General features: G+C 67.4%; 13 protein-coding genes. 2 read left to right on the forward strand and 11 right to left on the reverse strand.

All coding sequences use genetic code 11. The annotated features are described in order from the left end of the window. Positions 1-14: 14 nt before the first annotated feature. The gene (gene lolB / locus LIG30_RS10290; RefSeq protein WP_038711832.1) at positions 15-638 is read right to left on the reverse strand and encodes a lipoprotein insertase outer membrane protein LolB; all 624 of its coding nucleotides are present in this window, start codon (positions 636-638) and stop codon (positions 15-17) included. Further along, positions 638-2,461 (reverse strand): tetratricopeptide repeat protein, encoded by a 1,824-nt coding sequence (locus LIG30_RS10295; RefSeq protein ID WP_038711834.1) that lies wholly within the window; start codon positions 2,459-2,461, stop codon positions 638-640. The genes lolB and LIG30_RS10295 overlap by 1 nt, the downstream gene beginning before the upstream one ends. 88 nt (positions 2,462-2,549) lie before the next feature. Between LIG30_RS10295 and mutM the strand changes: the two genes are divergently transcribed. After that, positions 2,550-3,380, forward strand: coding sequence for a bifunctional DNA-formamidopyrimidine glycosylase/DNA-(apurinic or apyrimidinic site) lyase (mutM, locus tag LIG30_RS10300; RefSeq protein WP_038711836.1), 831 nt, complete (start codon positions 2,550-2,552; stop codon positions 3,378-3,380). 4 nt (positions 3,381-3,384) lie between these two features. Beyond that, complete coding sequence (mutY, locus tag LIG30_RS10305; protein ID WP_038711838.1) at positions 3,385-4,494, forward strand: A/G-specific adenine glycosylase; 1,110 nt, start codon at positions 3,385-3,387, stop codon at positions 4,492-4,494. Positions 4,495-4,540: 46 nt separating this feature from the next. On the opposite strand, the gene LIG30_RS10310 is transcribed toward mutY, so the two are convergent. The 9 genes from LIG30_RS10310 to lptC form a co-directional block, all read right to left on the reverse strand. Then, a complete protein-coding gene (locus LIG30_RS10310) occupies positions 4,541-5,176 on the reverse strand; it encodes an LON peptidase substrate-binding domain-containing protein (protein WP_038711839.1) in 636 nt (211 codons plus the stop codon). A gap of 43 nt (positions 5,177-5,219) precedes the next feature. After that, complete coding sequence (gene rapZ, locus LIG30_RS10315) at positions 5,220-6,113, reverse strand: RNase adapter RapZ (RefSeq protein ID WP_038711840.1); 894 nt, start codon at positions 6,111-6,113, stop codon at positions 5,220-5,222. 92 nt (positions 6,114-6,205) lie between these two features. Then, complete coding sequence (gene hprK / locus LIG30_RS10320) at positions 6,206-7,174, reverse strand: HPr(Ser) kinase/phosphatase (RefSeq protein WP_010090664.1); 969 nt, start codon at positions 7,172-7,174, stop codon at positions 6,206-6,208. Positions 7,175-7,302: 128 nt separating this feature from the next. Then, positions 7,303-7,815: a PTS sugar transporter subunit IIA gene (locus tag LIG30_RS10325; RefSeq protein WP_038711842.1), complete on the reverse strand. Its 513-nt coding sequence runs from the start codon at positions 7,813-7,815 to the stop codon at positions 7,303-7,305. A gap of 232 nt (positions 7,816-8,047) precedes the next feature. Beyond that, positions 8,048-8,407 (reverse strand): ribosome hibernation-promoting factor, HPF/YfiA family, encoded by a 360-nt coding sequence (hpf, locus tag LIG30_RS10330; RefSeq protein WP_038711843.1) that lies wholly within the window; start codon positions 8,405-8,407, stop codon positions 8,048-8,050. 161 nt (positions 8,408-8,568) lie between these two features. Next, positions 8,569-10,068 (reverse strand): RNA polymerase factor sigma-54, encoded by a 1,500-nt coding sequence (locus LIG30_RS10335; protein ID WP_038711844.1) that lies wholly within the window; start codon positions 10,066-10,068, stop codon positions 8,569-8,571. Between the two features lie 143 nt (positions 10,069-10,211). After that, the gene (gene lptB / locus LIG30_RS10340) at positions 10,212-10,988 is read right to left on the reverse strand and encodes an LPS export ABC transporter ATP-binding protein (protein WP_038711846.1); all 777 of its coding nucleotides are present in this window, start codon (positions 10,986-10,988) and stop codon (positions 10,212-10,214) included. Beyond that, entirely contained in the window at positions 10,985-11,650 is a 666-nt protein-coding gene (gene lptA / locus LIG30_RS10345) for a lipopolysaccharide transport periplasmic protein LptA (RefSeq protein ID WP_038711848.1), read from the reverse strand. Before lptA ends, lptB begins: the two co-directional genes overlap by 4 nt. A gap of 20 nt (positions 11,651-11,670) precedes the next feature. Beyond that, on the reverse strand, positions 11,671-12,285 hold the full coding sequence (lptC, locus tag LIG30_RS10350; RefSeq protein ID WP_038711849.1) for an LPS export ABC transporter periplasmic protein LptC: 615 nt from the start codon (positions 12,283-12,285) through the stop codon (positions 11,671-11,673). Positions 12,286-12,288 lie beyond the last annotated feature (3 nt).

Raw genomic sequence — 12,288 nt, forward strand, 5'->3', positions numbered from 1 at the left:
CAAATCGCGCGTGCTTACTGGTCGAGCACGAGCTTGATGTCGAGCGGCGGGGTCGAACGCGCCAGATTGACGCGCTTGACCCCGGTGGCCGGCGCGTCGGCGTAGGAGACGTAATCGATCGTCCAGCCGTCCTGACGGATCTGCTTGATGCGCGTCGCATCGTCGGGATCGCGCACCGTCGTCGCGGGCGTCGCGGGGGCAGGCGTCGGCTGAAGCCAGTAGCGCAGCCCGTCGAGCGGCAGTGCGAAGCCGAGCGTGTTCTGCATCAGCTCGCCGACGTCCTCGGCGAATTGCGGCTGGCGGTTCGGCAGTTCGAGCGACGCTTCGTGCGGCGACGATTTGACCACGGCAAGCGTCTGGCCGAGCGGGCTGCGCAGTTCGAGCGACACGTCGCCGCCGCGCTCCTGCCAGTCGAAGTTGCCGTACACGTTGCGCGGGTTGCCGAGCTGGTCGCTGTACTGTACCGCGAAGCGGCCGTGATACGCGTGCATCGTGCCGGTCTGAAGCACGCCGCTCGACGCGGTCGTCGCGTCGGGCTGCGGCGTGCTCGCGCAGCCGGCGAGCGCCAGCGCCGCGGCAGTGGCCGCGATGCCGCGCGCCGTGCGCGAGCTCAGGTGGAGCGTGTGGAACATCCGCATCAGAGGCCGTTCACCTGGAAGCGCTTGAGCGTCTGCACGAGCGTGTCGTTGTCCGGCTCGAGCTTTTGCGCCGCCCGCCACGCGGAGCGCGCTTCGTCCTGCGCACCGCTCTTCCACAGCACTTCGCCGAGGTGCGCGCCGATTTCGGCGTTCGGCTGCAGGTCGTACGCGCGCCGCAGGATCTGCGTCGCGGCAGCGGTATCGCCCATCCGGTATTTCACCCAGCCGAGGCTGTCCATGATGAACGCGTCGTTCGGCGCGAGCGTGCTCGCCTTCTCGATCAGCTTGCTCGCTTCGGGCAGGCGCTGGTTGCGATCGGCCAGCGAATAGCCGAGCGCGTTGTAGGCCTGCGGGTTGTCGGGCTGCGTGCGGATCAGCTCGCGCAACTGCTTTTCCATCGTCACGTAATGGGCGTTTCTCTCGGCCGCCATCGCGTAGTCATAGCGCAGGTCGGGATCGTCGGGGAAATCGTCGACCGCCCGCGACAGGCGCGTTTCCGCCTCCTTGTAGCGCTTCGCGGTGAACAGGATCGACGCGTCGGTGCGCGCGATGACCGCCGCGTCGCGCGGATCGGAGACCTGCAGATTGTCGAGCACCTTGCGTGCCTCGTCGGTCTTGCCCTGCTTCTGCAGCAACTGCGCGCGCGTGACCTGCGCGGGCAGGTAGTGCTGGCTCGTCTGGTCGATCTTGTCGAGCCACTGCGCCGCGAGCGCGTCGTTGCCCTGCTCGATCGCGATCTGCGCGAGATAGACGTAGCCCTGGCCAACGTCGGTGGCCGAATTCTTCTCGCCGACCTGCACGTACTGTTTCAGGTAGCCAGTCGCTTCGTCGAGCTTCTTCTGCTGGACCTTGATCAGCGCGAGCGCCATCAGCGGCGTCGGATCCTTCGCGTCGAGCTTGCGCATCGTCTCGAACTGCTTTTGCGCGTCGTCGAGGCGGTCGTCGGCGAGGTACAGCTGCGACAGCGCGAGCCGCGCGTCGCGCGACTTCGGATTCTGGCGCACGTATTTCTCGAACGACACGATGCCCGCCGCGCGCTCCTCGGGACCCATCTGCGACAGCATCAGCGCGGCCGGCAGATAATCCGGGCGGATCTGCAGCGCCTGCCTGAGCGACTGCGCGGCGCCGGCCTTGTCGTCGATCGCAAGTTGCTGGCGCGCGATCGCGAGCCGCGCTTCCGGGCGGTTCATGTCGTTCTTCAGCAGATCCTGCAGCACCGCGAGACTGCCGACGCGATCCGGGCTGCGCGCCATCAGCGCCTGCAGCGCGAGGATCGCCGCGCCGCGTGCATCGCTTGGGGAACGGGCCAGTTCGCGCGCGAGCATCGGCTGCGCGTCGGCCGGCTTGCCGGAGAGCACGAGCAGCGCGGCGTCCACTTGCGACGCGCGGTTCGAAGCCGGCGCGTACTGGCGCCACAGATTCGCCGCGGACAGCGCATCGGCCGGGCTTTGCGCGGCGAGCGCGATCTCGGTCGCGCGTTGCGCCATGCGCGGATCGTGCGTGTCGCGCGCGAGCGCAAGATAGGTCTGGTAGGCCGGCGCGGGCTGGTTGCGCTGCAGCGCGACTTCGGCGGCGAGCACCTGGTAGACGATTTGACTCGTCAGCGGCAGGTTCGGGAGATCCTTTTTCTCTTCGGGAAGCGTGGGCTCGAACGCGCTCTGCGACGCGCCGTCCGGGGACGGATCCTGTGCGTGCGCGGGAAGGGCGGTGAAAGTCCATGCGGCGATCAACGCGGCGCCAAGCGCGCGGCGGACCGGGGCAGCGCGCAGGCCGCGCGTCTGGGCGGCGGGGCGCTTCTGAAGCAGCTTCGAGGGCAGGGTCATGGAAATCCGTTCGATGTTTCAGCCGATTGTAACGCGCTCGCTACAATACACGCACGATCGTCATCATCCAGTCTGAGACCCGCAAAAAATGCCAGAGTTGCCGGAAGTCGAGGTTACGCGCCGGGGCATCGAGCCCTTTGTCGCCGGGCGCCGCGTCGCGCGCGTCGACGTGCGTACCGCCATGCTGCGCTGGCCTGTGCCCGCGGGGCTCGGCGAGCAGTTGCGCGAGCGCGAGGTGCTGCGCGTCGAGCGGCGCGGCAAGTACCTGCTGTTCGAGACCGACGCGGGCTGGTTCATCGTGCATCTCGGCATGACGGGCACGCTGCGCGTACTGCCGACCGACGGCCCGCCGCCCGCCGCCGCGAAGCACGACCACATCGACTGGATCTTCGACGCGTTCGTGCTGCGCTTTCGTGATCCGCGCCGCTTCGGCGCGGTGCTGTGGCACCCGCGCGAGGCCGGCGACGTCTACGCGCATCCGCTGCTCGCGGGCCTCGGCGTCGAGCCGTTCTCGCCGGCGTTTACCGGCGCGCTCCTGCATGCGCGCACGCGCGGGCGCTCGGTCTCGGTGAAGCAGGCGCTGCTCGCCGGCGACATCGTCGTCGGCGTCGGCAACATCTATGCGTCCGAGTGCCTGTTTCGCGCGGGCATCCGCCCGACCACGGCCGCCGGAAAAGTGTCGCTGCCGCGTTACGAGCGGCTCGCCGACGCGGTGCGCGCAACGCTTGCGGCCGCGATCGACAAGGGCGGCAGCACGTTGCGCGATTTCGTCGGCAGCAACGGCGAAAGCGGCTATTTCCAGCAGGAGTATTTCGTCTACGATCGCGCGGGCGTGCCTTGCCGCGTATGCGGCACGCCGATCCGACAGATCGTGCAGGGCCAGCGCTCCACCTACTATTGTCCGACCTGCCAGCGTTGAAATCTTGAAGCCGCCTCGTATTGCCCCCGCCCCGTTTCCCGTCACGCCGCTGCACCGCACCTTCGCCACGCGCCTGATCGCGTGGCAGCGCACGCACGGGCGTCATGACCTGCCCTGGCAGAACACGCACGACCCGTATCGTATCTGGCTGTCCGAAATCATGCTGCAGCAGACCCAGGTGTCGACCGTCGTGCCGTACTACACGCGCTTTCTCGAGCGCTATCCGGACGTCGCCGCGCTTGCGGCCGCGCCGATCGACGACGTGATGGCGCTGTGGGCCGGTCTCGGCTACTACTCGCGCGCGCGCAACCTGCACCGCTGCGCTCAGGTGGTGGCGGCCGAGTACGGCGGCGTGTTCCCGGATACCCCGGAAGCGCTTGCGGAACTGCCCGGCATCGGTCGCTCGACCGCGGCGGCGATCGCGTCGTTTGCGTTCGCCGCGCGCGCGACGATTCTCGACGGCAACGTGAAGCGCGTGCTCGCGCGCGTGTTCGGCGTCGAGGGCTTTCCGGGCGAGAAGCGCGTCGAGAACGACATGTGGGCGCTCGCCGAGTCGCTGTTGCCCGTCGCCGCCGATGCGGCCGATGTGAGCGCGTACACGCAGGGGCTGATGGATCTCGGCGCGACGCTGTGCGTGCGCGGCAAGCCCGATTGCGCGCGCTGCCCGTTCGCGGGCGACTGCGTCGCGCAATCGACGGGCCGCCAGCGCGAATTGCCGGCCGCGCGGCCGAAGAAGGCGGTGCCGACGAAGAAGACGTGGATGCTCGTGCTGCGCGACGGCGATGCGGTGCTGCTCGAACGGCGGCCGCCCGCGGGCATCTGGGGCGGTCTCTGGAGCCTGCCGGAAGCCGATGGCGATGCCGCGCTCGCCGAGCGCGCGCGCGGTCTCGGCGGCGGCGGCCCGGTGCCGCTCGCGCCGTTTACGCATACGTTCACGCATTTCAAGCTAGAGATCGAGCCGCGGCTGAGCGAGGTGGGCGAGGTGGGCGCGCGCGGCGACGGGCAAGCGCATGACGCGCAGACCGCGTGGGTGCCGCTGAGCAGTCTGGACGCCTACGGCGTGCCCGCGCCGGTGCGCAAGCTGCTCGATCGATTGAGCGGCCCGCTGCTGTGACGCGCCCGTTCCGGCGCGCGTGGACAAGCGGTGCGAGCCGTGGCGCTCAGAGCCAGCCGTGCCGGTTCAGCACGTGGTGCACGGCGTCGATCCGCGCGTCGACGTCGGGAAACTCCATCAGTTTCTGCCGGGCGCGCAGGTCGAGCGGCAGCACTTCGGACAGACGGTTCGACACCCAGGAAGGATCGTCGAGCCTGAACGGCTCGGCGAACGGCAGCGTGCCGTCCTCGGTCTTGCGCAGCGCTTCGATGATGCGCTCGAGCACCTCGGCGCACGCGCCGAATTGCGCGAGCGACTGTTCGCCTTCGAGCGGGATGTCTTCGGGCAGCGGCTCGGCGATGCCGACGAGCAGCCCGTTCGCCTCGACGCGGTGCGACAGCAGCTCGAAGCGCTGGGTGCCGATCGCCTGCACGAAGAGCATCCCGAATTCGCCGGTGTCGCATTCGACGATGCGCGCCATGCAGCCGATCGTCTCCGGCACCGACACGGCGCCTTCCTGCGCGACCTCCGGCCCGCTTTTCAGTAGACATACGCCGAACGGCGCGTCGTCGCGCAGGCACGCGCGCGCCATGTCGAGATAGCGGGCTTCGAACACCTTGAGCGGCAGCAGGCCGCCTGGAAACAACACCGTATGCAGCGGAAACAGCGGCAGGTCGAGCAGGGTAGTCGAGAGAGAGGACATGGCGCACGCTGACGGAAGGCGGAATCGCTAGGGGCTGTTCACCCTATGTCACGAGCCGCGACGACGCGCCGACATCCACCGGCGCATCACGATGCCGTACGATCACGTTCGCCTGCCGCGCAAGGCGCGTGGCGAGTGTTTCCGCGATGAAGACCGAGCGATGCTGGCCGCCGGTGCAGCCGATTGCGACGGTCAGGTAACTGCGGTTGTCTTCGCGGAAGTGCGGCAGCCATTTCAACAGAAACGCATGGATGTCGTCGATCATCTGGTGGACGATCGGCAGTGCGTCGAGAAACGCGATGACCGGCTGGTCGAGCCCGGTGAGCGGGCGCAATTCGTGGTCGTAGTACGGATTCGGCAGCGCGCGGACGTCGAACATGAAATCCGAGTCGAGCGGCACGCCGCGCTTGAAGCCGAACGATTCGAACATCAGTATCAGGTCGTCGTTCTTCTGCTCGATGAAGCGTTTGACCCAGTTGCGCAACACGTTCGCGCGCAGGTCGCTCGTGTCGATCTGATGGCCGAACTCGGCGAGTGGCGCGACCAGGTCGCGCTCGCGCTCGATCGCTTCCTCGAGCGACGACAGCAGGCCGACGTCGGCGTCGTGCGACGGCGAGCCGGACAGAGGATGGCGGCGGCGCGTTTCGGAAAAGCGCTGGATCAGCGACTGCGTGCTCGCATTGAGGAACAGCACGCGCACGTCGTGCTCGACCGACAGCGTGCGGATCAGGCCGGGCATTTCGTCGAGCGACGCGCTCGAGCGCGCGTCGATCGCGACCGCGAGCCGGCGCTGGCCTTCCTCGGCCAGGTAGCGGGTCAGCTCGGGCAGCACGTGCGGCGGCAGGTTGTCGACGCAGTAATAGCCTGCGTCCTCCAGGGCGTTCAACGCAACGGACTTGCCGGAGCCGGAAATGCCGGTGATGAGAACAATGCGCATGGGGAGCAGAGAATCCGGACGTTTCATCATAGCACCGGCACGCCGCGCCCGGGCTGCGCGATCGGCCGGCGCGGGTCAGGGGCCCGGGCCCCCTATACGAGCTTGCCGGGAAACTGGCTGTCGGGATCCTGCATCGCGAGCCGCTGGCGGTCCATGAAGTCGCGCAGCGTGTCGATGCCGCGCAGCTGCAGGATCGTGTTGCGAACGGCCGCCTCGACGAGCACCGCCAGGTTGCGGCCGGCCGCGACCTGGATCGTGACCTTGCTGATCGGCAGGCCCAGCACGTCGACCGTCTGGCTTTCCAGCGGCAGCCGCTGGAACTCGCCGTCGGGGCGCCGCACCAGCTGCACGATCAGCTTCAGCTTCATTTTCCGGCGCACCGCGGTTTCACCGAAGATCGTCTTGATGTCGAGCAGGCCGAGGCCGCGCACTTCGAGCAGGTTCTGCAGCAGCGGCGGGCAGCGGCCTTCGACGAAATCGGGCCCGAGGCGGACGAAATCGACCGCGTCGTCGGCGACGAGGCCGTGGCCGCGGCTGATCAGCTCGAGGCCCAGTTCGCTCTTGCCGAGGCCGGAGTCGCCCGTCAGCAGCACGCCCATCCCGAGGATGTCGAGGAACACGCCGTGCAGCGTCGCGCGCGGCGCGAGGATCCGCGACATGTAGAGGCGCAGGCTGTCGATCACCGCGGCGGCGGACATCGGCGTCGTAAACAGCGGGGTCGACGAACGCGTGCAGCGCAGCACCAGCTCGGGCGGCGCGGCGGCGCCGCCGGCGACCACCAGGAACGGCGGTTCGAGCGCGATCAGCTCGGCCATGTGGCGCGAGCGGTCTTCGTCGGTCTGCCGCTGGTAATAGTCGATCTCGGCTTCGCCCAGCACCTGGATGCGGTTCGGGTGAATGAGGTTGAGGTGGCCGACGAGGTCGGCGCTCGACGTCGCGTTGGCGACGGTGTCCGCGGAGAAGCCGCGTTCCCAGCCTTCATGCCCCGTCAGCCAGCTGAGCTTCAGCGTGGCGGCGTTGTCGTCGAAGATGCTCTGGGCGTTGATGCTGGAGGTATCCATGAGTCCGTCACTCCAAAGAGCCGGTGCACGCGCGCCGCGACGGTCGTCGCCGCGCGGCCCCGGCGGCGGGCGGCGCCGGCAGGCGGCCCCTGCCGCCCCGCTCGGGGAAATTAACCGCCCGGATCAACTCAAGGTTGCCACTGAGTGAGCAGGCGATGCAACTCGGTGCGATCCGTTTCGGTATGCAAACGCTCGCGTGCATCGCGGTCGGACAGCAGCTGCGCGATTTCCGACAGGATTTCGAGATGCTGCTGGGTGGCTTGCTCGGGCACGAGCAGAAAAATCAGGAGGGAAACCGGCTGGCCGTCGGGCGCTTCGAACGGAATCGGCTCGGCGAGCCGCACGAACGCGGCGAGCGGATGCTTGAGGCCCTTGATGCGCCCGTGCGGAATCGCGACGCCTTCGCCCAGCCCGGTCGAGCCGAGACGTTCACGCGCGAACAGGTTGTCGGTGACGGTGCTGCGGGCGACGCCGTTCTGATTCTCGAACATCAGCCCGGCTTGTTCGAAGACGCGTTTCTTGCTGGTGACGGAGAGGTCGATGACGACGTTCTCTAGGGGCAGGATTTTGGCTAGGCGATTCATGTTGGCAGGCGAATGGGCGGCCTGGGGTCTCCTCGCGGCGGCAGACTGATTTTCCATGTATGGCGATATCAAGGCGTTAGGCGATGGAGACCTGCAAGGCACGGCGACCCGTGCCCAACGCCCCCCGGCAATAACCGGAGCATTATAGAACACAGCCGCGCGCGTGGCGCGCCGCGGCCCGGGGCCGCAAACGGCGGCGCGGCGGCTGCCGTTGCGCTGCCCGGCGGGCTTTGCCGGCGCATAAAAAAACCGCCCGGTGAACCGGGCGGCGTGGCTTGGCGTGAACGCATCACTGCGGTGGCACTTCGATCTGCTCAACAGCGGGTTGAAGCTTGATCGGGTCGTGCGCGTGCGTCTGCAGGCGCTCCATGTGCTTGACGACTTGCCGGTCGAGCTTGTCGATCAGGAGGTCGATCGCCGCGTACAGGTTGCCGTTCGCGCTTTCGACGAAGATGTCCTTGCCCTTCAGATGCAGATTGATTTCCGCGCGCTGCTGCGTGTCCTTTTCCGTGTGGTTGTCGACCGAGAGGATCACAGTGCCATCGATGACCTGATCGCTATGTCGTAGCACCCTGTCCAGCTTGGTGATCACGTAATCGCGAATTGCAGGCGTGACTTCGAGATGGTGTCCACTGATCTTCAGGTTCATAGTGCTTCTCCAAGCTAATGGCCACCTGACCGCTTCGATGCGGATGCGCCGGTCGACTTGCCTTCGCCGCCTGATGCGGCCGAGATTGCGGACAGATCGGCCGGCCTGTCCGTCAACAGCACGGTGGCCGGAACATGCCTGCCGCCGACGTGGGCAACAGGCTAAAGAGACTTTCGCAGATTCACTGCCGGGATCTTGAGGGCTTCGCGATACTTCGCGACGGTGCGGCGCGCGACCACGAAACCTTGTTCTGCCAGCAGCTCGGCGATTCGGCTGTCCGAAAGAGGCGATTTGGTGTCTTCGGCTCCTATCAGTTGCTTGATGAGTGCGCGGATGGCCGTCGATGAGGCGGCGCCTCCGGTATCGGTCGACACGTGTGATCCGAAGAAGTACTTAAATTCCAGCGTCCCGAACGGGGTGAGCATGTACTTGCCGGTTGTCACACGGGAGACAGTCGACTCGTGTAGGCCCAGCGTATCAGCTATTTCCCGCAAAACCAAGGGGCGCATCGCGATTTCGCCGTGCGCAAAGAAATTCTTCTGACGTTCGACAATGGCTTGTGCGACGCGCAGGATCGTCTCGAAGCGCTGCTGGATATTCTTGATCAGCCAGCGTGCTTCCTGCAGCTGCTGCTTGAGCGAGCCCGCGGCCGGATCGCCGCGGCTGTTGCGCAGGATGTTCGCGTAGAGGTTGTTGATCCGCAGGCGCGGCATGACCTCCGGGTTCAGTTCGGCCAGCCAGCCCTGGCCGACCTTCTTCACGATGATGTCGGGCACGACGTAGTCCGCCTCGGCCTTGCCGTACGCGGCGCCGGGGAACGGCTCCAGCGAGCGGATCAGCGCGTGCGCGTCGCGCAGCTCGTCGTCGTTCGTCTTCAGGTGCTTGCGCAACCGTGTGAAGTCGCGCGCCGCGAGCAGCTCCAGGTATTGCGACACGATCTCGAGCGCGAGCGTGCGCGTCGGGGACGGATCGAGCCGCAGCAGCTGCAGCTTCAGGCATTCGGATGCCGAGCGGGCCCCGACCCCGGCTGGATCGAAGCTGTGCAGCAACGCGAGCGCGGCGTTCAGTTCGTCGATGTCGACTTCGAGCTCGGCCGGAAGATCGGTGAGCACCTCGTCGAGCGATGCGGGGAGGTAGCCGTCGTCGTCGAGCGACTCGATCAGGAACATCACGAGCGCGCGGTCGCGCGGGCTCGCCTGCGTGACGCGCAACTGCGAGGACAGGTGGTCGCGCAGCGACGTGGAGGCTTCCTGGATCTGCAGCGGCGGGAGGTCGTCGTCATCCGACGCGCCGCTCGCGCGGCCGAATTCCTCGAGGTTCCACTGGCTGGAATCGGCGTTGTCGCCGGAGGCGTAGCTGTCGTATTCGTCGGCGCCGGCGGGCTCGTCGCGCTCGCCCGTCTGGGTGCCGCTGTTCGCGCCCGGCACCGGCTCGGCCTGGGGCGAGCCGGGCGTTTGCGCGATCAGCGAGCCGTCGGCCGCGACGCGCAGCGGGCTGGCGATCCATTCATCGTCGTTCTCGAGCAGCGGATTCTGGGCGATGGCCATCGCCACTTCCTGCTGCAATTCGAGCGTCGACAGCTGAAGCAGCCGGATGGACTGCTGGAGCTGCGGTGTCAGCGCGAGATGTTGCGACAGGCGGAGTTGGAGGCTGGCTTTCATGGCAAGTAGGAGGTCATACCCGAAGTTTGCCATGACCCAGCCACATTGAGCCATTCGCGATTACGCGCGGCGGGGCGGCCGGCCATGAAACGGGGAACGGCCCCGCGCGGCATGGCCGCCACCGGGCCGCCCCGCGGTGCGTGTCACATGCGGAAGTGCTCGCCGAGATAGACGCGGCGCACGCTCTCGTTCTCGATGATCTCGCTGGGCGCGCCGGCTGCCAGCACGGTGCCGTCGCTGATGATGTACGCGTGGTCGCAGATGCCGAGCGTTTCCCGAACGTTGTGGTCCGTGATGAGCACGCCGATGTTGCGCTGCTTCAGGAACTTGACGATCTTCTGGATCTCGAGCACGGCGATCGGGTCGACCCCCGCGAACGGCTCATCGAGCAGGATGAAGCTCGGGCTGCTCGCCAGCGCGCGCGCGATCTCGACGCGGCGGCGCTCGCCGCCGGACAGCGACAGCGCCGGGTTCTCGCGCAGGTGGCCGATCTGCAGCTCGTCGAGCAACGCTTCGGTGCGCGACGCGATCTCGTCCTTCGACAGCCGCTTGCCGTTGTCGCCGTGCTGCAGTTCGAGCACCGCGCGGATGTTTTCCTCGACGGTCAGCTTGCGGAACACCGACGCTTCCTGCGGCAGGTACGACAGGCCGAGCGACGCGCGCTTGTGGATCGGCAACAGGCTGATCGAGCTGCCGTTCAGCGAGATTTCGCCCGCGTCGAGCGGCACGAGCCCGACGATCATGTAGAACGACGTGGTCTTGCCCGCGCCGTTCGGGCCGAGCAGGCCGACGACTTCGCCGCTCGTGACGTCGAGCGACACGTCCTTGACGACGGTGCGCGAGCCGTAGCGCTTCTTCAGGTTGCGGACGACGAGCGAGCTGGTGGTGCCGGCCGGCTGACGGTTCGGTAGCGCGTTCATTCGCCCGGCACTCCCTGGATGGTCGTCGACGGCGCGAGTTTCGTGCCGGGGCCGGACAGCGGCGCGGGGCCGCCGTTCTTCGGCGACAGCATCGCGCGCACGCGGCCGGTCGGGTTGCCCGGCGCGGCGACGTCCTTGCCGCCCCGCGCGGTGTAGAAGTCGCGCTGGCCGTCGTAAGTGATCACGCTGCCGTGCACGGTGTCGGCGATCGTCGACAGGCCCTGCAGGCGGCGCACGGTCGCGGCGGTCGTCAGCGTCGTCAGGTCCTGCTTGCCGTCGTAGTCGATGCGCTCGCCGTCGCCGTCGATGTACTCGTCGAGCCCTTCGCGCTTCTGGCGGAACGACGCGTGCTTCTTGCCGCTGCCGTAGGAGGTCGCGTACTGGTAGCCTTCCGGGTCCTGGCGGATTTCGACACGGTCGCCCTTGATGATGATCGTGCCCTTCGTAATGACGACGTTGCCGGTCGCGACGGTGACCTGCTTCAGGTCGTCATAGGTCAGGTTGTCCGCCTCGACGTTGATCGGCTTGCCCTGGTCGGCCTTTTCGGCGTGGGCGGCGGGCGCCAGCCCGGCCAGCGGGAGCGTCACGAGCGCCGCGGCGAACGCGGCGCGGGCAGCGCGCCTGGCGCCGCCGGGAATCAGACTCGGGAACGGTTCGTTCATGCGGTCACGCGTGGGATGGGTTACTTGGGTTGGCTTCTTGAGCTGCCGGACGTACCGGACGCGGCGATCGTGCCGCGAACGTTGCCGTAAAGCTCGATGACCCGGGTGACGTTGTTGTACTTCATGCCGTCGGTGGCATTCATGACCGACAGGCCGCGCTGAAGTTTAACCGGCTTTTCGGTCTGGATCACATCGTCATTGACGAAGATCCGGAAGTGCTCGGAATCCGCCTGCATCTGTGGATCGGTGCCGCCCGCCGCGCGCAGGATCCGCGCATCGTCGTACAGGTCGACGATCGACACGTCGCCGTTGACGGTGCCGCGCTTCGAGGTGGTCGTCACGACCGGCTTGTCCGGCTGGAACGCGCGCATCGCGGGACGGGTCAGGTCGCTCGTCTCGTTGTCCTCGTAGTGGAGCAGCTTCACCGCGGTCAGCCGGTACTGGGTCTGGCCGGACTGGTCGAGCTCGGAGACCGAGAAGTTGTCGGCGAAATAGTCGGGCGTGTGGGTTTTCGGCCGCGCGGCGTCGCCGCCGGGCGGCGGCAGCGTCGCCTGCAGCAGCCACCAGGTGATGCCGGCGAGCGCCGCGACGGCGACGAGCGGGATCAGCTGGGTCAAGCGGAACCGGTTGTTCATCCG

The organism is Burkholderia sp. lig30, assembly GCF_000687455.2.
Taxonomy (GTDB): Bacteria; Pseudomonadota; Gammaproteobacteria; order Burkholderiales; family Burkholderiaceae; genus Burkholderia.